This is a genomic window from Proteus sp. PR00224, assembly GCF_016238105.1.
GTDB lineage: Bacteria > Pseudomonadota > Gammaproteobacteria > Enterobacterales > Enterobacteriaceae > Proteus.
Genome location: NZ_JAEHQU010000005.1, coordinates 104,831 through 124,972, shown reverse-complemented (window position 1 = coordinate 124,972; position 20,142 = coordinate 104,831). Strand labels below are relative to the sequence as shown.

Annotated in this window: 17 protein-coding genes and 1 riboswitch; of the genes, 12 read left to right on the top strand and 5 right to left on the bottom strand. The window is 38.6% G+C overall.

Annotated elements, in window-relative coordinates:
- Positions 1 to 6 precede the first annotated feature (6 nt).
- Both glnE and hldE read left to right on the top strand, forming a co-directional pair.
- The gene (gene glnE / locus JEP71_RS10665) at positions 7 to 2,847 is read left to right on the top strand and encodes a bifunctional [glutamate--ammonia ligase]-adenylyl-L-tyrosine phosphorylase/[glutamate--ammonia-ligase] adenylyltransferase (RefSeq protein ID WP_198626209.1); all 2,841 of its coding nucleotides are present in this window, start codon (positions 7 to 9) and stop codon (positions 2,845 to 2,847) included.
- A 95-nt stretch (positions 2,848 to 2,942) separates the two neighbouring features.
- Entirely contained in the window at positions 2,943 to 4,367 is a 1,425-nt protein-coding gene (hldE, locus tag JEP71_RS10660) for a bifunctional D-glycero-beta-D-manno-heptose-7-phosphate kinase/D-glycero-beta-D-manno-heptose 1-phosphate adenylyltransferase HldE (RefSeq protein ID WP_109373059.1), read from the top strand.
- 107 nt (positions 4,368 to 4,474) lie between these two features.
- Here the strand turns inward: hldE and JEP71_RS10655 are convergent, their stop codons facing one another.
- The gene (locus JEP71_RS10655) at positions 4,475 to 5,179 is read right to left on the bottom strand and encodes a GntR family transcriptional regulator (RefSeq protein ID WP_198626208.1); all 705 of its coding nucleotides are present in this window, start codon (positions 5,177 to 5,179) and stop codon (positions 4,475 to 4,477) included.
- 301 nt (positions 5,180 to 5,480) lie between these two features.
- Between JEP71_RS10655 and JEP71_RS10650 the strand changes: the two genes are divergently transcribed.
- Together JEP71_RS10650 and JEP71_RS10645 are read left to right on the top strand one after the other, a co-directional pair.
- Positions 5,481 to 7,109, top strand: a complete 1,629-nt coding sequence (locus JEP71_RS10650) for an alpha-glucoside-specific PTS transporter subunit IIBC (RefSeq protein ID WP_198620758.1) — start codon at positions 5,481 to 5,483, stop codon at positions 7,107 to 7,109.
- Complete coding sequence (locus tag JEP71_RS10645) at positions 7,109 to 8,431, top strand: 6-phospho-alpha-glucosidase (protein ID WP_198626207.1); 1,323 nt, start codon at positions 7,109 to 7,111, stop codon at positions 8,429 to 8,431. Before JEP71_RS10650 ends, JEP71_RS10645 begins: the two co-directional genes overlap by 1 nt.
- Before the next feature lie 101 nt (positions 8,432 to 8,532).
- Here JEP71_RS10645 and ubiK read toward each other — a convergent pair whose 3' ends face one another.
- A complete protein-coding gene (ubiK, locus tag JEP71_RS10640) occupies positions 8,533 to 8,853 on the bottom strand; it encodes a ubiquinone biosynthesis accessory factor UbiK (RefSeq protein ID WP_160230658.1) in 321 nt (106 codons plus the stop codon).
- 202 nt (positions 8,854 to 9,055) lie between these two features.
- A riboswitch (FMN riboswitch) is annotated at positions 9,056 to 9,214 on the top strand.
- 124 nt (positions 9,215 to 9,338) lie between these two features.
- On the opposite strand from ubiK, the gene ribB reads away from it, so the two are divergent.
- From ribB to JEP71_RS10620, 4 genes are all read left to right on the top strand, one after another.
- Positions 9,339 to 9,992: a 3,4-dihydroxy-2-butanone-4-phosphate synthase gene (ribB, locus tag JEP71_RS10635; RefSeq protein ID WP_023582768.1), complete on the top strand. Its 654-nt coding sequence runs from the start codon at positions 9,339 to 9,341 to the stop codon at positions 9,990 to 9,992.
- A gap of 178 nt (positions 9,993 to 10,170) precedes the next feature.
- Entirely contained in the window at positions 10,171 to 10,956 is a 786-nt protein-coding gene (ygiD, locus tag JEP71_RS10630) for a 4,5-DOPA dioxygenase extradiol (RefSeq protein ID WP_198620760.1), read from the top strand.
- Between the two features lie 344 nt (positions 10,957 to 11,300).
- On the top strand, positions 11,301 to 11,552 hold the full coding sequence (locus tag JEP71_RS10625) for a type II toxin-antitoxin system CcdA family antitoxin (RefSeq protein WP_198626206.1): 252 nt from the start codon (positions 11,301 to 11,303) through the stop codon (positions 11,550 to 11,552).
- A complete protein-coding gene (locus JEP71_RS10620; protein ID WP_198626205.1) occupies positions 11,552 to 11,872 on the top strand; it encodes a CcdB family protein in 321 nt (106 codons plus the stop codon). Before JEP71_RS10625 ends, JEP71_RS10620 begins: the two co-directional genes overlap by 1 nt.
- Positions 11,873 to 11,970: 98 nt before the next feature.
- On the opposite strand, the gene JEP71_RS10615 is transcribed toward JEP71_RS10620, so the two are convergent.
- The 3 genes from JEP71_RS10615 to tolC form a co-directional block, all read right to left on the bottom strand.
- Entirely contained in the window at positions 11,971 to 13,134 is a 1,164-nt protein-coding gene (locus JEP71_RS10615) for a glutathionylspermidine synthase family protein (RefSeq protein WP_109373065.1), read from the bottom strand.
- 8 nt (positions 13,135 to 13,142) lie between these two features.
- Complete coding sequence (locus tag JEP71_RS10610; protein WP_072070058.1) at positions 13,143 to 13,871, bottom strand: DUF1190 family protein; 729 nt, start codon at positions 13,869 to 13,871, stop codon at positions 13,143 to 13,145.
- Positions 13,872 to 14,200: 329 nt separating this feature from the next.
- Positions 14,201 to 15,598, bottom strand: a complete 1,398-nt coding sequence (gene tolC / locus JEP71_RS10605; RefSeq protein ID WP_109373066.1) for an outer membrane channel protein TolC — start codon at positions 15,596 to 15,598, stop codon at positions 14,201 to 14,203.
- 213 nt (positions 15,599 to 15,811) lie between these two features.
- On the opposite strand from tolC, the gene nudF reads away from it, so the two are divergent.
- From nudF to parE, 4 genes are all read left to right on the top strand, one after another.
- Positions 15,812 to 16,447, top strand: a complete 636-nt coding sequence (gene nudF / locus JEP71_RS10600) for an ADP-ribose diphosphatase (RefSeq protein WP_198620761.1) — start codon at positions 15,812 to 15,814, stop codon at positions 16,445 to 16,447.
- Between the two features lie 226 nt (positions 16,448 to 16,673).
- Positions 16,674 to 17,513: a 3',5'-cyclic-AMP phosphodiesterase gene (gene cpdA, locus JEP71_RS10595; RefSeq protein ID WP_109373068.1), complete on the top strand. Its 840-nt coding sequence runs from the start codon at positions 16,674 to 16,676 to the stop codon at positions 17,511 to 17,513.
- Between the two features lie 3 nt (positions 17,514 to 17,516).
- Positions 17,517 to 18,092: an esterase YqiA gene (gene yqiA / locus JEP71_RS10590; RefSeq protein ID WP_198620762.1), complete on the top strand. Its 576-nt coding sequence runs from the start codon at positions 17,517 to 17,519 to the stop codon at positions 18,090 to 18,092.
- Positions 18,093 to 18,216: 124 nt separating this feature from the next.
- Positions 18,217 to 20,112 (top strand): DNA topoisomerase IV subunit B, encoded by a 1,896-nt coding sequence (gene parE, locus JEP71_RS10585; protein ID WP_198620763.1) that lies wholly within the window; start codon positions 18,217 to 18,219, stop codon positions 20,110 to 20,112.
- Positions 20,113 to 20,142: the final 30 nt, after the last annotated feature.

The window sequence follows — 20,142 nt, the reverse complement described above, 5'->3', positions numbered from 1 at the left end:
CTATTTATGTCTGTTATCGGTGTATTTCAACAATTGTGGAATAAAGCACAGTGTGGGTTCTCTTCTCAATTGAATGCGTTAGCGCCTTTTAGTGAACAAGAACAACAGTTTTTTGCTTTTAGCCCCTTTGTAACAGAGCATTTGCGCGTTAATCCTCAATGGTTGACTGATATCAGACAAAATCCGCCAACGAGTGTGGAATGGCAGAGTTATGAGCCTCAATTGACAGCAAAATTAGCCGATATTGATAATGAAGATGACGTTATGCGAGTTTTACGCCAATTTCGTCATCAACAATTAGTGCGCATTGCATGGCTACAATTTTTTCAATTAGCCGATATTCCTTGTGTGCTAAAACATTTGAGCGTATTAGCTGAAACATTAATTTGTGGCGCAAGAGATACGCTTTATCAGCAATGTTGCCAACAATGGGGAACGCCTTGTGATAATGAGGGAAAACCTCAGCCATTACTGATTTTAGGAATGGGAAAACTAGGTGGGTTTGAACTTAACTTTTCTTCTGATATCGACTTAATTTTCGCCTATCCTGAAAATGGGTTTACACAAGGTGGACGACGAGAATTAGATAATGCGCAGTTTTTTACGCGCTTAGGTCAAAAGCTGATTAAAGCGCTGGATCAGCATACTATTGATGGTTTTGTCTACCGCGTTGATATGCGGTTACGTCCTTTTGGCGAAAGTGGGCCTTTGGTAATGAGCTTTGCGGCACTGGAAGATTATTATCAAGAGCAAGGGCGCGATTGGGAACGTTACGCCATGATCAAAGCACGCGTTTTGGGGGCAGAAAAGAAAGAGTATTGCCAAGTATTGCGTCAAATGTTGCGTCCTTTTGTTTATCGTCGTTATATTGATTTTAGTGTTATTCAATCACTTAGAAATATGAAATCCATGATAAGTCGTGAAGTTCGTCGTCGTGGCATGATTGATAATATAAAATTAGGCTCTGGTGGTATTCGTGAAATCGAATTTATTACGCAAGTTTTCCAGCTAATTCGTGGTGGTAGAGAGCCTGAGCTTCAAAGCAATTCATTGTTAACGGTGCTTAACGTTATTGCGAAACTTGAATTACTCACCGCAGAAGAAACGGCACAATTGACTGAAAGCTACCTTTTTCTTCGCCGATTAGAAAATCTTTTACAGTCTATTGGTGATCAACAAACCCAAACCTTACCTGAAAGTGAAGAAGATAAAGCCAGATTGACTTTGGCAATGGGATTTGATGATTGGGAAGCGCTTTATCAAGAAATTAACCACAAGATGCAGGCTGTTTCCGTTATTTTCACGCAATTAATTGGTGAAGAAGACGAAAACGATGATGAAGACGATATCTCTGAATTTAAGCGTCTTTGGTTACTTGGTCGCTTGCCTGAAACATCATCATTATTTCATGAAACATTAACCAGTGAAGCGCTTGAGGCAATAAATCAGACGTTGCAGAATTTTCGCCAAGATATTGGCAAGCGAACCATTGGGCCAAGAGGACGCGATGTTCTTGATGCCTTAATGCCAAAACTATTGGCTAAAATTTGCCAGCAACCCCTTACCTTAGTGACACTACAACGCGTGACGCCTTTGCTATTAAGCATTGTGAGTCGTACAACGTATTTAGAGTTGATGCAAGAATCGGATGAAGTTTTAACGCATGTTATACGACTTTGTGCGGCATCACCGATGATCGCTGAACAATTAGCGCTTCATCCTTTACTATTGGACGAATTACTTGATCCTAATTCTCTCTATCAACCCCTGCCTTTAGATGCGTATCGTGATGAATTACGCCAATATTTATTACGTGTACCAGAAGAAGATGAAGAGCAACGATTAGAAGCATTACGCCAGTTTAAGCAAGCCCAATTACTACGTATCGCCGCTGAAGATATTACAGGTGTATTGCCAGTAATGAAGGTTAGCGATCACTTAACGTATTTAGCGGAAGCTATTATTCATGCTGTTGTTCATCAAGCTTGGTCATATATGGTGAAACGTTATGGTGAACCTGAACATTTAGCTCATCGTGATGGGCTGGGTTTTGCGGTGATTGGATACGGTAAATTGGGGGGATGGGAGTTAGGATATAGCTCTGATTTGGACTTGGTCTTTTTATTAGATTGTCCAATAAACACTGTGACAACAGGGGCAAAACAGATTGATGCTCGCCAGTTTTATCTGCGTTTAGCACAGCGTATTATCCATTTGTTTAGTACCAGAACATCTTCTGGCGTGTTGTATGAAGTCGATGCGCGTTTACGTCCTTCGGGTGAATCAGGTATGTTGGTTAGTACTATTCAAGCTTTTGATGAATATCAGAAAAATGAAGCTTGGACTTGGGAGCATCAAGCTTTAATTCGCGCTAGAATGATTTATGGCGATGATAAATTACAACAGATGTTTTCACGTATTCGTCATGAAACGTTATGCCTTTCTCGTGATGCTGATGTGTTACAAAATGAAGTACGCGATATGCGTAAAAAAATGGTGCAACATCTTGCACCAACGCAAGCCGATAAGTTTGATTTAAAAACCTCATCTGGCGGTATTACTGATATTGAATTTATTGCGCAATATTTAGTATTGCGTTTTTCTCACCAATACCCAGGTTTAACTCGTTGGTCTGATAATGTGCGTATTTTCGAGTTAATGGCAAAGCATCAAGTGATGGATGAAGATGAAGCTCTCGCTTTAACACATGCTTATGTCACATTGCGTAATGAATTACATCATCTGGCGCTACAAGCATTACCTGCCATTGTGGATAATCATTGTTTTATCGCAGAGCGAGAGTGTGTATTAAAAAGCAAATTGAAGTGGCTTGGTGAACAAGAGTAATGGTTTGTTGGCATGAAGTCTTATGTGTATCTCTTTTTGCTTAACAAGTTATGGTATTATTTCGGCTTATTTTGAAAATAAATGTGGAGTATGGGATGAAAGTAACGCTACCGGATTTTAATAAAGCCAATGTGTTGGTTGTCGGTGACGTCATGTTAGACCGCTATTGGTATGGCCCAACAAGTCGAATTTCACCAGAAGCCCCAGTGCCAGTGGTTAAAGTTGATACCACAGAAGAGCGACCAGGTGGTGCAGCAAACGTTGCGATGAATATTGCGTCTCTTGGTGCTAATTCGCGTTTAGTGGGTTTAACAGGTATCGATGAAGCCGCAAAAGCATTGAGCAATACATTAAATCAGGTCAATGTGCGTTGTGATTTTGTCTCTGTTGCGACACACCCAACGATCACAAAATTACGTGTACTTTCACGTAATCAGCAATTAATCCGTCTTGATTTTGAAGAAGGATTTAGCAATGTTGATCCTCAACCTATTTATGAACGTATTCAGCAAGCATTACCTTCTATTGGCGCATTGGTTTTATCTGACTATGCCAAAGGGGCACTTTCTCATGTTCAAGAGATGATCCAACTGGCAAAAAAAGCGGGTGTACCTGTATTAATCGATCCTAAGGGATCAGATTTTGAACGCTATCGCGGTGCGACGCTATTAACGCCAAATATGTCTGAATTTGAACAAGTGGTTGGTGTTTGTAAAACTGATGATGAGCTGGTGGAAAAAGGGACTCAATTAGTTCGAGATTTAGATCTTGAAGCGTTGCTGATCACTCGCTCAGAGCGAGGAATGAGCTTACTGCGTGCTAATGAAGCTCCATTGCATTTACCAACCCAAGCCCAAGAAGTTTATGATGTAACAGGGGCAGGTGATACAGTAATTGGCGTATTAGCAACCTCTTTAGCTGCTGGCAAACCTTTAGGTGAAGCCTGTTTCCTTGCTAACGCAGCGGCAGGCGTTGTTGTGGGTAAATTAGGGACATCAACGGTATCACCTATTGAGCTTGAAAATGCTATTCGTGGTCGAGCTGATAACGGGTTTGGCATGATGGAAGAAGAACAATTAAAACAAGCCGTCGAATTAGCGCGTCAGCGCGGTGAGCGTATTGTGATGACAAATGGTTGTTTTGATATTCTTCATGCAGGGCATGTTAGCTATTTAGCGAATGCACGTAAATTAGGTGATCGCCTTATTGTTGCGGTAAATAGTGATGCGTCTACTAAGCGCTTAAAAGGTGAAAGTCGTCCTGTTAACCCATTAGAACAGCGTATGACTGTGTTGGGCGCATTAGGTGCCGTCGATTGGGTTGTTGCGTTTGAAGAAGATACACCACAGCGCTTAATTGCCTCTGTATTACCAGATATCTTAGTTAAAGGTGGCGACTATAAGCCTGAAGATATCGCAGGTAGCAAAGAAGTTTGGGCAGCAGGTGGTGAAGTAAAAGTGCTGAATTTTGAAGACGGCATTTCTACAACAAATATTATTAATGCGATTAAAAAGAAATAATGGCATTTATAAAAATGAAAGGCACTCTCCGGAGTGCTTTTTTTTGCTCTTATAACAATAAATCTAATTATTAATATTAAAGTTTCAATATTATTTTATATTAATGATTATTGTTCTCGTTTTAAATGATATTCAACAATATAATCTTGGGTGTTTCTATGCATTATTGAGTAATTAATATAATCACCATGAATACTGTATGATAATGTGCTGAGCCTTAATATGGGAATGTTATTCTCTATTTTTAATAATTGACAAATATTGTTATCTGGCATGATAGGGTGGAAAGTTTCGTAACTTCCCGCTATTTTTATTTGGCAAACATTTTCAATAAAATCAAATTTAGATCCTTCTAAGTGCGTTAATGTTAAATTACTAAAATATTTTACGGGCATATAACTGTCTTCAACAATAAGCGGTTTGTTGTCTACAAAACGTATTCGTCTTGAATAAAATATACGTTCATTTGAATTAATACGTAATTTGCTAGAAATAGATAAAGGGCAGGGAATAACACTAAACTCTATCACTTCGCTTCTTACGTTGTGCCCTGTATTTGCCATTAATTCGACAAAGCCTTTTAGGCTAGCATTTTCATGATGAACATCTTTTTCTTTAATATAAGTCCCTGAGCCATGTTTTCGTTCTAATAATCCTGCAATAACTAATAAATCTACTGCTTTACGTATTGTCATTCTTGATGCGTTGTATTGTTGCGCTAATGTTTTTTCTGCGGGTAGTGGGTCGCCAATTTGATATCCAGCAGAATTTATTTGAATTCTTAGGCTTTTTGCAATGTCTTTATAGATCATTTTTATACCTCTTTTTATTATAAAAATTAGCTTATTCTATTTAATTTATATGAATCTAATCTTTTGATATATAGCATAATCATTTATACCTTTAAAATGTGAACGTTATCAAAAAATAAAAAATGATCTGTCTTTTAACTAAAAAGTAGATCACTTAGTGTGAAAGATTAGTATGAATCAGATCACGAATAGTTCATTTGAGATGAGAGAATAAAGAGAAAAGAATCTAATCTAATTTCACAGAATAAAAATAAATTAAAAAGCGTGTCATTTCAGTAGCAGTAAATAAGAGGATATTTTTATGCTCAGTCAAATACAAAGATTTGGTGGAGCCATGTTTACCCCTGTCCTGCTATTTCCTTTTGCAGGTATTGTTGTAGGCATTGCAATTCTATTACAGAATCCATTATTTATTAGTGAAGATTTATTAAAACCCGATAGTTTATTCGCTCAAATTGTTCATATTATTGAAGAAGGAGGGTGGACTGTTTTTCGTAATATGCCTCTTATTTTTGCAATTGGTTTACCAATAGGTTTAGCTAAAACTGCACAAGCAAGAGCTTGCCTTGCCGTTATGGTGAGTTTTCTCACTTGGAATTATTTTATTAATGCAATGGGAATTGTTTGGGGCAGTTATTTTGGCGTGGACTTTACAAATGAAGTCGGTGGAAATAGTGGTCTTACAATGATTGCTGGTATTAAAACATTAGATACCAGTATTATTGGTGCAATTATTATCGCTGGTATTGTCACGGGTATTCATAATCGTTATTTCGATAAACAACTTCCGGTATTTTTGGGGATATTTCAAGGAACATCTTATGTCGTATTAATTAGTTTTTTTATGATGTTACCGTTAGCGTGGATAACGTTATTTTTCTGGCCTAAAGTGCAAATTGGTATTCAATCTTTGCAAGTATTTATGGTTGAATCGGGTTCTTTGGGTGTTTGGATATATACCTTTCTTGAGCGTATTTTAATTCCTACTGGTTTACATCACTTTATTTACGGACCTTTTATTTTCGGCCCAGCAGTCACTGAACATGGTATTCAAGTTGATTGGGCTCAAAATATGCAATATTTCAGTCAAAGTACCCAATCTTTAAAAGAGTTATTTCCTGAAGGTGGTTTTGCGCTACATGGCAATAGCAAAGTTTTTGGTTCTATTGGTATAGCGCTTGCTCTTTATTTTACGGCTGCACCTAAAAATAGAGCTAAAATTGCTGGCTTACTTATACCTTCTGCATTGACCGCTGTATTTGTGGGAATAACAGAACCATTAGAATTTACGTTCTTATTTATCTCACCTCTCTTATTTGCCATTCATGCAGTATTGGCTGCCACACTAGCCACAACCCTCTATCACTTTGGGGTTGTTGGGAATATGGGCGGTGGGATCATTGATAATTTCCTTCCGATGAATTGGATCCCAATGTTTCATAACCATTACGGAATGATTATTACACAGATAGTCATCGGCCTTATTTTTACAATGATTTGGTTTGTGGTGTTTAGAACGTTAATTATCAAACTTAATTTAAAAACACCTGGTCGTGAAGAAGACGACGAAGAGATCAAACTTTATAGCAAACAAGATTATAAAAATAAAAAGTCACAGGCTTCAGATAATCCCAAATCGGCAAAAGAAGACCGCAAACTTGCACTACCTAAAGGCATTCTCGATGGCTTAGGTGGAAGTGCAAATATCAAATCTTTAAATAACTGTGCAACACGTTTACGTATTGAAGTGATAGATAGCGAACTAGTTGAAACAGATGCCTATTTTAAAGGGCTCGGTGTACATGGTGTGGTGCGCAAAGGTCATGCATTACAAATTATTATCGGGCTACACGTTTCTCAAGTGAGAGACCAAATTGAACAATTAATGAAAGAAGATACACAAAAAATCACCTTGTCGGAGGCTATATAATGAAGAAGTTCTCAGTCGTAATTGCAGGTGGCGGTAGTACATTTACACCCGGTATTATTTTGATGCTATTGGAAAATTTAAAGCGTTTTCCATTAAGAGCCATCAAATTTTATGACAATGATGCCGAGCGGCAAGAAACTATTGCTAAAGCGTGTGAAATTATTCTTACTGAAAAAGCACCTGATATTGAATTTTGCTATACCACTGATCCTAAAACAGCTTTTACTGATGTTGATTTTGTTATGGCACATATTCGTGTCGGTAAATACCCAATGCGTGAAAAAGATGAAAAAATTCCTTTACGTCACGGTGTGTTAGGGCAAGAAACGTGTGGGCCTGGTGGTATTGCTTACGGCATGCGCTCTATTGGCGGCGTGTTAGAATTGGTTGAATATATGGAAAAATATTCACCAAATGCATGGATGCTAAATTATTCTAATCCAGCAGCTATTGTCGCTGAAGCTACCCGTCGTTTAAAACCAAATGCAAAAATCTTAAATATCTGCGATATGCCAATTGGTATTGAATCACGCATGGCACAAATTGCAGGATTAAAGTCACGTAAAGAGATGCGTGTCCGTTATTATGGTTTAAATCACTTTGGCTGGTGGACACAAATTGAAGATTTGCAAGGTAATGATTTATTACCCATTATCCGTAAGCATGTTGCTGAACATGGATATATTCCAAAAGTGGCAGGGGAGCCTGTTGAAGCAAGCTGGAATGATACATTCGGTAAAGCAAAAGATGTGTGGGCATTAGATCCTGATACGATGCCAAATACTTATCTTAAATATTATCTATTCCCTGATTATGTTGTTGAGCATTCTGATCCTAACCATACGCGTGCGAATGAAGTGATGGAGCACAGAGAAAAGAATGTTTTCAGTGCTTGTCGTGCCATTACGGCAGCGGGTAAATCATCAGCGGGTCATCTTGAGATAGATGAACATGCCTCTTATATTGTCGATCTCGCAACGGCGATCGCATTTAATACTCAAGAAAGAATGTTACTGATCGTTCCTAATAATGGATCAATTATTAATTTTGATCCTGATGCAATGGTTGAGATCCCTTGCATTGTCGGAAGTCACGGGCCAGAGCCGTTAGTGATGGGCAAAATTCCATTATTCCAAAAAGGGATGATGAGTCAGCAAGTTGCAGTTGAAAAATTAGTGGTAGAAGCATGGATTGAAAAATCATATTTGAAACTGTGGCAGGCTATTACAATGTCCAAAACGGTGCCAAGTGCGACTGTCGCAAAAGCAATTTTAGATGATTTAATTGAAGTTAATAAAGACTATTGGCCAGAGTTAAAATAGTGATCAATTGACTTGTTGTGTATAAAAAATAACCCTGCGTCTTTGTGAGATACAGGGTTTTGCTTTATTACTAAATCAAAATCAGCAATAAAGTGAACGAATTAAGCTTTATTGTCAGCTTGCGCCTCTACCACAATTTCAACTTCTTCAATTTGAGCAACTTCAGCTTGAGGTTTTGCAAGCAGACCCGCTTCTAGCTCATTTAAACGTTGTTCTAAACGATTAAGTTTTTCACGAGTACGTAATAAGACTTGAGTTTGTACATCAAACTCTTCGCGATTGACTAAATCCAATTTGTTTAATTGAGATTGCAGAACAGTGCGGATTTTTTTATCAATATCATCACCAAAATCTTTAATGCCTTGTGGCAGAACGTTTTGGATTTGGCGCGCGACTTGTTCAAGTTTTTTCGGGTCCAACATGGGGAGTCCTCACAAATAAAATAGAAAGCTGAGGCTAAGTGTAATATGAGGGCAGAGGGAATTAAACCAGATATCAAGATTATTGTTACTTTTTTATTATAAATCGTTAAATAACCGTATGTCATAAAATGATAATGTGATGAAACAAAGATTGTCACCGATTGATGATTGCCTCTTATAATTTTAAAGCGTATAGTTTCACCGTTAATCTCAGGGCGGGGTGTAAGTCCCCACCGGCGGTAGATACCTAAAATTTAGGTAAAGCCCGCGAGCGCTTTGTGTTGCCATTGTAATGCAAAGGTCAGCAGATCCAGTGTGATTCTGGAGCCGACAGTTAAAGTCTGGATGGGAGAGAATAAAATAGCATCAGTAGGATCATTGTATCCATTCCTGTTGTTTCTGCTTGTGTGTTTATTAAGCAGAGATCCACTCCTAAGACTGCCCTGATTCTGGTAACTTTCATTAATTATTGAGGTTTTTTTACCATGAATCAGACGCTACTTTCCGAATTCGGTAATCCATTTGAGCGTGTTGAACTTGCTCTAGAAGCCCTTCGTGCTGGTAAAGGCGTGATGGTGCTCGACGACGAGAACCGTGAAAATGAAGGCGATATGGTTTTCGCAGCAGAAACTATGACCACAGAACAGATGGCGATGTCTATTCGTCATGGTAGTGGCATTGTTTGTTTATGCATTACAGAAGAACGCCGTCAACAACTTGATTTGCCTATGATGGTGGAAAATAACACCAGTCATTTTCATACCGCGTTTACGGTAACAATTGAAGCGGCACAAGGGGTTACAACGGGTGTTTCAGCATCAGATCGTTTAACCACAGTACGTGCAGCGGCAGCTGATAATGCAAAACCAAGTGATTTAAATCGTCCAGGTCACGTATTCCCATTACGTGCTCAACCTGGCGGTGTGTTAACGCGTGGCGGACACACTGAAGCTTCGATTGATTTAGCAACTTTAGCCGGTTTTAAACCTGTTGCAGTGTTATGCGAGTTAACAAACGATGATGGCACAATGGCAAGAGCACCAGAAGTGATCACTTTTGCTAAAAAGCACAATATGCCAGTGTTAACTATTGAAGATTTAGTGGCTTATCGTCTTCGTGAGGAGAAAAAAGCTGGCTGAAATTAACATGTTATAAACGACACTGAAAACACACACACACTTATATCAAGCCACTTAAGGAAACTTAGGTGGCTTTTTTCATATTTTTTGAATAACTATTTCATACTTCTTTGACTATATTTCAAGTAAGAAGGCAGTATGCTTATGTGATAAGAACACTCGCCATAAGAGGTGGTTTATGGAAACAAAAATGATGCCAGCGCTGTTTATTGGGCATGGTAGTCCAATGAATGTATTAGAAGATAATACATATACTCGCCTCTGGTCAAAATTAGGGGAAACGCTTCCTCAACCTAAAGCGATTTTAGTGATTTCAGCCCATTGGTATACCGATGGAACTTATGTAACAGCAATGTCGCAACCAAAGACAATTCATGATTTTTATGGATTTCCACCAGAATTGTATGCAATAGAATACCCAGCGCGAGGCTCAATAGGTTTAGCAGCGCTGATTGAAGATCTTATTGATCCGATTAAATTAAAACTCGATATGGATCAATGGGGATTCGATCATGGAAGTTGGGGAATACTTGAAAAAATGTACCCGAATGCCAATATCCCAGTTGTTCAATTAAGTATTGATGCACGTCAATCGGCACAATGGCATTATGAATTAGGTCAAAAATTAGTTGAGCTACGTAAAGAAGGTGTCTTAATTATTGGTAGCGGTAATATTGTTCATAACTTAAGAATGATGGATTGGCAAAACAGTGATGCAGCGCCTTATCCTTGGGCACTTTCGTTTAGTGAAGCAATAGAAAGTAGCTTGCAAAGTGACAAAGAGCCAACTGACCTCTTTACGATTTTATCAACGGAAGAAGGACGATTGTCACATCCAACAGCAGAGCATTTTTTACCCGCGTTATACCTATTAGGTTTAAAACAGGAAGGTGAAAAAGTAACGTTGCTAAATAATGATATCGTTAATAAATCGCTCAGTATGATGACATTTCAAATTGGATAAGATTGTTCAATAAAAACTAATTTATAATATCTAAAGGTCAAATGCACTTTTGTGGAATTTGACCTTTTTTATATTAAATATAATGTATCGACTCATTATATTTCCCTCGTTATTGACCTTTCCAATTTTCTATATAGATATAACAAATAATTTTAACCTTTTGTTTATATTGATTTTATTTTTATTTGGATAAATATCTGATAAGCTTCATTACTATTCAATGAATGCTTTTTATATTCTATTAAATAAGTCAATTATGTTTTTTTGAATATCTCTAGTTTGATGTTGATAATTATCTGCTCTACACTTATGCACATAAATGATGCGCATAAATGGAGTTTATAATGAAAACATTGGTAATGAGTAAAAAAGATAAACGAGGAGTTAATGTGTATCTAACTGCAAAATTGGTGGACGAAGCACGAGAGCTTGGAATTAATTTATCAGCAACACTCGATCAAATGTTATCTGATGCAATTCGTGAAAAAAAGCGGGAACAGTGGAAAGCTGAAAACAAAAACGGCATTCAAGCGCTTAATGAATTTGAACAGGAAATGGGGTTGTTTACTGATGATGATGAATATGGGGTTATTTAATGTCTCAATATACGGTATATCGTAATAAATCCCTTAAATCGAAAGAACAGTACCCTTATTTTATTGATATTCAAAATGAGCTACTAAGTGATATTGATTCTCGGGTTATTATACCGATTACCCAGTTATCATATAAGAATTCTCAAGTAGAAATATTGACACCCATTATTGAAATAGATAATCAGAAATATGTTGTTATGACGAAATCTATAACAGTCGTGGCAAAGAATAAGTTAAGAACAGCTGATATCGTGTGTATTAAGCCTGAGATCCATACAGCGATTGTGTCTGCTATGGATATGATTATTTCTGGAATATAGTCATATATTGAAATCATCAAAATGGAAAGATTTTTGCAATAAAAAACACCTTACTGCTTATAAGCAATAAGGTGCTCAATATAATTTTAAGATTTCTATTAATCTAAAATAATATGTGGATAGAAGCGTGAGAGATCTTGAGTGATAAGCTCTCTATCTTCTCTAATACAAATACCTGCGGATTGGTCGTTAACCAACCAACTACCAATTAATGTATAGCTATCACCAAATTTTGGTAGTGGATGGAAATCTTGAACAATAAAGCCTTCTTCACCGTAAGGACCATCTGCAACAGCAATATCTTTGCCATTTTCAACAATACGAATATTTGCACCTTCACGTGAAAACAGTGGCTTGATAACATAACGTGATAATGAATCAGGTGCTTTACCATCATAAAAATAAGCAGGTAGCAGATTTGGGTGATTAGGGAACATCTCCCAAAGCATTGGCAGTAATGCTTTATTCGAGATAATACTCTTCCAAGATGGCTCCAACCAACGAATTCCCGCATCAGCTAACTTAGTTGAGAAGTCTTCGCGGAACATAAATTCCCAAGGGTAAAGCTTAAACATATTGCTGATTATCTGATCTTGCAGATCAGTCAACTCACCACGTTCACCTAGACCTAGATCTTCAATAAACACAAAGTCAGTTGTTACTTCGGCTTCTTCAGCACAATCTTGTAAATATTGAACCGTACCGCGATCTTCTTCAGTATCTTGGCAACAAGACATATGCAGATAACGCATTCCATATTGATCACGAAGCTCTGCGAATCGATCAATTAACTTCTCTTGAATGCTATTAAATTGATCGGCATTTTGCGGTAAACGACCTGCGTTGACTTGATCTTCAAGCCAGATCCATTGGAAAAAAGCAGATTCATACAGCGATGTTGGCGTATCTGCATTATTTTCTAACAGTTTTGCTGGGCTTTTGCCGTCATAGGCTAAATCAAGACGTGAATAGAGCGAAGGTTGAGATGATTTCCATGAATCACGTACAAAATCCCAGCAGTGACGAGGAATTTGAAAACGAGTCAGCAACTCTTCACTATTAGCCACTTTATCAGCGACCTGTAAGCACATCTGATGCAACTCTTCTGTTGTTTCTTCTAACGTTTCAACCTCTTCCATTGAGAATTGATAATAAGCATCTTCAGACCAATAAGGCTCGCCATACATTGTATGAAAATTAAAGCCAAATTCAGTGGCTTTTTCACGCCAATCTGGGCGCTCAATGATATTTTCGCGTTTCATGGTTTTAATTAACCACCTGAACGATAAGAAGATGAACCGGTTGAGCTACGGTTATTATTTGTTGCACTGGTACGTTGAGCCGCTGCTTGTCTCGAAACTGTATTACCAAAGCCACCACGAGTTACTGTCGAGGTTGTTGATGGTTTTGGTGTCATGGCTGTTTTTGGTACGTTCATTTGACGACCACCAACTGCAGGACCATAGTTACGGCCTGTTGCGTCCACAAATTTACCATTCGCAGGGCTTGTTGGATTACGTGAACTAAACAGAGGTTGTGCTGGCGCCCCACCACCCATTAGGCGACCCATCATATAACCCGCCATTAATGGCATAAAGAAGCTACCACCAGAGTTAGCTTGGGCCATTTGTGAGCTGTCTGGGCTTAAATTATTTGCATTTTCGGTACTAACAGGCTGTCCATCGATAGACGCTGTTTGTGTACATTGTGCATCACCAAATTCAGCTACGCAGTCTTCTAATGTTGCATATTTCGGTGCTGTACGCTGTGCTTCTTGCAATGCAGTGCGATAAGAGTCTTCGCACTGTGCCGCTTGTGAAGGATTCGCTTGAGCACATTCTTGTGCATTCATATACAGTGAAACTGTCTCATCGCTCTCTTCACATCCTGAAAGCGCGAATACAGCAGTGATGGCGATTGCAACAGGCGCCAGACGATAAGGACGAAATGCTTTACGGAAAGCATCACGATTAATCGATTTGGTACGTTTCATTGGCATATTGATAAGATCCATAAAAGGTAAAACGTTCAAAATAAAAGCTAGGATAGGTTAAATAGTCTAGAAAATAAATAAGAAACGCCTAATCATCAGGGATAACCAGAAATTTGTGATCTTTATAAGGTTAAGAGTAATGAAATTAGGTAAATCCTCTCTTTTTAACCTAATTGTAATTAAGGTATTTGTTAATACAAGAATATAGATATTGCTGAGATCTTAATTTAAGCCATAACACAATATCTTATGCGGAGAGGAAGTATAAAAAAAACCGCTTATCAGTTTATCGCTGAAAGCGGTTTTTTATAAGTGACTAAATTCTTAATTCACGATCAAGGCGCAACGTTAAGAGCAGGGCTTGTTAACGAGCGAATAATGCTATCTGGTGAAGTAGAAACTTCTGCACCTAGTGCATTATTTAACTGAATTAAGTCATTTTCATTTAATGTACCACGCGCATATTCAATATTTAATTGGTTAATTAAATAGTCATAACGTGCGTTGGATAATTTCTGTTTTGCATCATAAAGCGTTGTGGTGGCATTCAACACATCAACAATAGTACGAGTACCTACTTGATAACCCGCTTCAGTTGCATCTAATGAACTTTGCGCAGAAACAACAACTTGTTGATACGCTTTAATGCTACTGATTGATGCAGAAATATTGTTATAAGAAGAACGCGCGATTTGAACAATAGAACGATAAACCGATTCTAATTGTTCGCTTGCACTCGTAAAACCATATTGTGCTTGTTCAACTTGTGAGCTTGTTTTGCCGCCGGTATACAGAGGGATACTAACAGATAGACCAATACTATTTTGACCACTGTAACTATTGCGACTATTACCCGCTGTTGCTGGTGGTAATGCGCTACCGTGGCTATGGCTATTGGACACACCCGTTGATGCATTTAAATCTACTGTTGGTAAGTGACCTGATTGTGCTAAACGAATATTTTCGCGCGCTAAATCTTGACCTAAACGTGCGCTTAATAAACTTAAGTTACGTTCTTCAGCATCTTTTAGTAGTTTCTCAATAGAGTCTGGTGACGTTGTTGAAAAACGGCTGATGTTTAGTGATGCTAGATTAATGTAATAGATACCACTTACTTGGCGTAGTTTTTCTAATGCATTATCTAATTGATTTCGGCCAGCCACTTCTTGTGCCAGTACGCTATCGTAATTTGCACGCGCATTTTGTACGTCAGTAATAGCCACTAAACCTACGTTAAAACGTTGAGTTGTTTGATCTAACTGACGGTAAACTTGCTCTTTTTGCGCTTCAATAAATGATAATGAATCGATAGCACGCAAAACATCAAAGTAAGCGGTCGCGGTGTCTAAAATCAGTTTTTGCTGACTTGTTTGGTAAGTCACATCGCTCATGCCCGCTGTTTTTTCTTGAATGTTTAATTGGCGCCATAACGCCATGTTAAACACACTTTGAGTCAGCGTTAAACTTGCACCAATAGCGTTGGATTCGGTGTTGCTATTATCACGGTAGCCACTTTTATAATCTGCGGATGCGCCTAATCCTAATTGTGGTAATAATGAGCCACGAGCTTCATTAATTTTTTCAAAAGCTTGATTTCGTTCAGCTAATGACTTGCGTAACTCAGGGTTACTGTCCTTTGCTTTTTGATAAACTTGAAGCAGATCCTCAGCCTGACTTGCAGTGCTGAATCCTGCCAAACTCATCGTGACCAAAAGAGAGAGCAGTTTTTTCATTTTAATTCCTTGTTGCAACAGTTTCGCTGAGTTGCCTCTGTTAATCTTGATTGGGGATAATTCTAGCAGATTGTTTCCCTAACTAGGGGTAGCCATTTGTGCCATATCCTTTTATTTTAGATTAACTTTACATGAATTGTTGGCAAATTTCTTTAAATCTGTATTAAACGTAAGCAATAAAAAGACTCTTAAATGTAACTTAAGGAACATTGTATGAAGAAAAGGGAAAATACACCATTTTTATACGGTCGTGAAGATGTGAAATTGCTCAATCAAAGAGATTTATACAAAGGCTTTTTCCGCATGACCGAATATCGCTTTAAACATCGCCTTTTTGAAGGTGGATGGAGTGAGGAAGTTAAGCGAGAGGTTTTTGAACGAGGCAATGCAGGTGTTTTGCTTGCTTACGATCCCAAACGTGATGAAGTGGTGTTAATTGAGCAAATTCGTATTCCTGCGTATGAAACCAGTGATACACCTTGGTTGCTTGAAGTGGTTGCGGGCATGGTCGAACCAGGAGAAAGTCCAGAAGATGTTGTTAGACGTGAAGCCCAAGAAGAAGCGGGTGTTATTGTTGGACGATGTGAACCTATTGTGAGTTATCTTTCAAGCCCCGGCGGTACGAGCGAAAGAATGCATGTTTACGTTGGTGAAGTTGATGCAACAACAGCAAAAGGTATTCATGGATTAGCGTGTGAGAATGAAGATATTCGTGTTCATGTTGTTAGCAGAGAACAAGCTTATCTTTGGGTTGAAGAGGGGGTTATTGACAACGCAGCATCCGTTATCGCGCTTCAATGGCTACAACTTCATCATGTTGCGTTAAGAAAGCGTTGGTCGATAATTTAATACATTAATCAATCTTTAAAGGATGTTTTTAGTAATATTATCAAGTAGAGTAACTATCTCTAAGTGTACGATATCAAATGAATTAAATTGTAAAATGAAGTGAAAAAAACGTGATTGAAAGCGAGAATATTTCTCACTAATCTTTTGAAATGTGTATTGGTTGGCAGATCTTTACTACGAAAATACGTTAACATAACGGCTAATGAGAGTGAAACAAGGAAACCTTTTGGAAAGCCAGCTTGAATTATCGGTGAAACACAAAAACACCGTAAGAATATTACAAATCACAGACACCCACCTCTTTGCTAATGTGGAAGATACTCTGCTGGGTATAAATACCTATCGTAGTTACCATGCGGTATTAAATACGATTAGAGAGCAGGGTCTTGATGTTGACTTGATTGTTGCGACAGGTGATTTAGTTCAAGATCAAACCTTTGAAGCTTATCAGCATTTTGCTGATGGCATTGCAACGCTGACACCTCCTTGTGTTTGGTTGCCGGGTAATCATGACTATCAACCTGCAATGATTGATGCTTTAAATCAGGCAGGAATTTTGTCAGCTAAACAAGTGTTGATTGGTGATAATTGGCAAATGCTGTTATTAGATAGCCAAATTCAAGGCGTTCCTCATGGTGAGTTATCAGATTGTCAGTTAGATTGGCTAACACGCTGTCTCGAAAGTCAAAAGCACAGAGATACGATTATCTTGTTGCATCATCATCCTATGCCTTCAGGGTGTACATGGTTAGATCAACACAGTTTAAGAAATTCTCAAGAATTGGCAGAACGTTTAAGAAATCACTCTCAAGTCAAAATGATGCTTTGTGGCCATATTCACCAAGAAATGGATGAAATGTGGAATGGAATTCGTTTGTTGGCAACGCCTTCTACATGCATTCAGTTTCGCCCTCATTGTACGAATTTTACATTAGATACTGTTTCTCCAGGCTGGCGCTATTTGGAAATGTCACTTTCATCTGATGAGAAGGGCAAAATTGAAACACAAGTTTACCGTTTAGCGGGCACTGAATTTTGTCCTGATCTTGATGCGGATGGCTATTAAGTTATGCCTCGTATTCTTTACTTGCATGGCTTTAATAGCTCACCTCAATCAGCAAAGGCACAGGCTTTTCGTCAATGGCTTGAAGGAACACATCCTGAAATTGAATTGTTAGTACCTCAACTGCCACCTTATCCTCAAGAAGCCGCTCAGCTAATTGAAACGTTAGTTAAAGAGAGTACAGATGACAAGCTTGGATTAATTGGCTCATCATTAGGTGGCTATTTATCTATTTGGCTATCTCAACGTTTTAATTTACCCGCTGTTGTTGTTAATCCTGCGATACGTCCTTTCGATCTTTTGCAAGATTTCTTGGGTGAGAACGAAAATCCTTATACACATCAAAAATATAAGCTAGAACCTCATCATATGGATGAGTTGCTTGCTTTGCGTATTCCTGCAATTACCTCACCAGAACTTATTTGGTTGCTTCAACAAACTGGAGATGAAATACTTGATTATCGTCAAGCTGTCTCATATCTTGGCGCGTGTAGGCAAACCATAGAATCGGATGGAAACCATGCTTTTGTGGGTTTTGAACGTTTTTTTCCGAAAATTATTCAATTTTTAAAGATAATTTAGCCTTTCGGTCGATTAACCTGTAAAACGTAGGTTGATGTATCTAGCCGAAAATTAATATCATATTGCCGCCAACACCTGTTATTATAAACAGTATTTTTCTAACAGCGAACCGCAGATTAAAACAATGACTCAATCAAGTTATAACGCAAAGGATATTGAGGTTCTTAATGGTCTAGAGCCTGTACGTCGTCGTCCGGGGATGTATACAGATACAACAAGACCGAACCATTTGGCACAGGAAGTGATAGATAATAGCGTGGACGAGGCGCTTGCGGGACACGCATCGAAGGTCGATGTCATTTTATATGCAGACCAATCTATCGAAGTTATCGATAATGGGCGAGGAATGCCTGTCGATATTCACCCTGAACTTAACGTTTCTGCTATCGAGCTAATCCTTGCTCACCTCCACGCCGGAGGAAAATTCTCTAATAAAAATTATCAATTTTCTGGCGGGTTACATGGTGTGGGGATCTCGGTTGTTAACGCCCTCTCAAAGCGTATTGAAGTAACTGTTCGTCGTGATGGTAAAATTTACCAAATTGCTTTTGAAAATGGCGATAAAGTTGAAGAGTTACATGAGATTGGCACCTGTGCAAAACGGGACACAGGAACGAGTGTGCATTTTTGGCCTGATGGCTCTTATTTTGATGTTCCTCGTTTTTCTTCTAAAAGCTTATCTCACGTATTAAAAGCCAAAGCAGTATTGTGTCCGGGCGTTAATGTTTCTTTTGTCGATAAAGTAAACAACACCCAAGAAAATTGGTGCTACGCTGATGGTTTAACCGATTATTTAAGTGAAGCTGTTGCTGAGTTTGTTCGCCTTCCTGAAGAGCCTTTTACAGGCAAATTTGAAGGTGATAATGAAGCTGTTGAATGGTCTATGTTATGGCTGCCTGAAGGTGGCGATCTACTCACTGAAAGCTATGTTAACTTAATTCCGACAGTTCAAGGTGGTACACACGTAAATGGTTTACGCCAAGGTGTGTTAGATGCAATGCGTGAATTTTGTGAATTCCGTAATTTACTACCGAGAGGTCTTAAATTAACTGCCGATGATACATGGGATCGTTGTGCTTATGTATTATCAGTGAAAATGCAAGATCCTCAATTTGCAGGGCAAACCAAAGAGCGACTCTCTTCAAGACAAACCAGTGCGTTTGTTGCAAATGCTGTAAAAAATGCTTTTAGCTTATGGCTAAATCAGAATGTTCAAGTCGGTGAGTTACTTGCTGAAATGGCAATTAGCAGCGCTCAACGTCGTATGCGAGCTGCTAAAAAAGTGGTGAGAAAGAAACTCACTTCAGGGCCAGCATTGCCGGGTAAATTGGCTGATTGTACTTCTCAAGATTTACGTTACACCGAACTGTTTTTAGTTGAAGGGGACTCTGCTGGAGGCTCTGCTAAACAAGCTCGAGATCGTGAATATCAAGCGATTATGCCTCTGCGCGGTAAAATCTTAAATACATGGGAAGTCTCTTCAGATGAAGTACTTGCGTCACAAGAAGTCCATGATATTTCGGTAGCAATTGGTATGGACCCTGATAGTGATGATTTAAGCCAACTGCGTTACGGTAAAGTGTGTATTCTTGCGGATGCGGACTCGGATGGTTTACATATCGCAACCTTATTGTGTGCTTTATTTGTGCGCCACTTCCCTGCTCTTGTTAAGGAAGGGCACGTTTATATGGCAATGCCACCACTTTACCGCATCGACTTAGGTAAAGAAGTTCATTATGCCCTTGATGAATCAGAAAAAAATGCCATTTTACAACGTTTAAGCCGTAAAAAAGGAAAGCCTAACGTACAGCGCTTTAAAGGGTTGGGTGAAATGAACCCACTTCAACTGCGTGAAACAACGCTTGATCCTAATACGCGTCGTTTAGTGCAATTGGTGATTGATGATGAAAATTATCAAGAAACCCTAGGCATGATGGATATGTTGTTAGCGAAGAAACGCTCTGAAGATCGCCGAAATTGGTTACAAGAGAAAGGCGATGAAGTTGACATCGAAGTGTAATGGATACCACAAGAGTCTGAGGAAAAATTG

What these genes read in the sequence shown, in the direction of transcription:
- glnE (WP_198626209.1), top strand. Translation starts at nt 7, where the DNA reads ATGTCTGTTATCGGTGTATTTCAACAATTGTGGAATAAAGCACAGTGT.
- hldE (WP_109373059.1), top strand. Translation starts at nt 2,943, where the DNA reads ATGAAAGTAACGCTACCGGATTTTAATAAAGCCAATGTGTTGGTTGTC.
- JEP71_RS10655 (WP_198626208.1), bottom strand. Translation starts at nt 5,179, where the DNA reads ATGATCTATAAAGACATTGCAAAAAGCCTAAGAATTCAAATAAATTCT.
- JEP71_RS10650 (WP_198620758.1), top strand. Translation starts at nt 5,481, where the DNA reads ATGCTCAGTCAAATACAAAGATTTGGTGGAGCCATGTTTACCCCTGTC.
- JEP71_RS10645 (WP_198626207.1), top strand. Translation starts at nt 7,109, where the DNA reads ATGAAGAAGTTCTCAGTCGTAATTGCAGGTGGCGGTAGTACATTTACA.
- ubiK (WP_160230658.1), bottom strand. Translation starts at nt 8,853, where the DNA reads ATGTTGGACCCGAAAAAACTTGAACAAGTCGCGCGCCAAATCCAAAAC.
- ribB (WP_023582768.1), top strand. Translation starts at nt 9,339, where the DNA reads ATGAATCAGACGCTACTTTCCGAATTCGGTAATCCATTTGAGCGTGTT.
- ygiD (WP_198620760.1), top strand. Translation starts at nt 10,171, where the DNA reads ATGGAAACAAAAATGATGCCAGCGCTGTTTATTGGGCATGGTAGTCCA.
- JEP71_RS10625 (WP_198626206.1), top strand. Translation starts at nt 11,301, where the DNA reads ATGAAAACATTGGTAATGAGTAAAAAAGATAAACGAGGAGTTAATGTG.
- JEP71_RS10620 (WP_198626205.1), top strand. Translation starts at nt 11,552, where the DNA reads ATGTCTCAATATACGGTATATCGTAATAAATCCCTTAAATCGAAAGAA.
- JEP71_RS10615 (WP_109373065.1), bottom strand. Translation starts at nt 13,134, where the DNA reads ATGAAACGCGAAAATATCATTGAGCGCCCAGATTGGCGTGAAAAAGCC.
- JEP71_RS10610 (WP_072070058.1), bottom strand. Translation starts at nt 13,871, where the DNA reads ATGCCAATGAAACGTACCAAATCGATTAATCGTGATGCTTTCCGTAAA.
- tolC (WP_109373066.1), bottom strand. Translation starts at nt 15,598, where the DNA reads ATGAAAAAACTGCTCTCTCTTTTGGTCACGATGAGTTTGGCAGGATTC.
- nudF (WP_198620761.1), top strand. Translation starts at nt 15,812, where the DNA reads ATGAAGAAAAGGGAAAATACACCATTTTTATACGGTCGTGAAGATGTG.
- yqiA (WP_198620762.1), top strand. Translation starts at nt 17,517, where the DNA reads ATGCCTCGTATTCTTTACTTGCATGGCTTTAATAGCTCACCTCAATCA.
- parE (WP_198620763.1), top strand. Translation starts at nt 18,217, where the DNA reads ATGACTCAATCAAGTTATAACGCAAAGGATATTGAGGTTCTTAATGGT.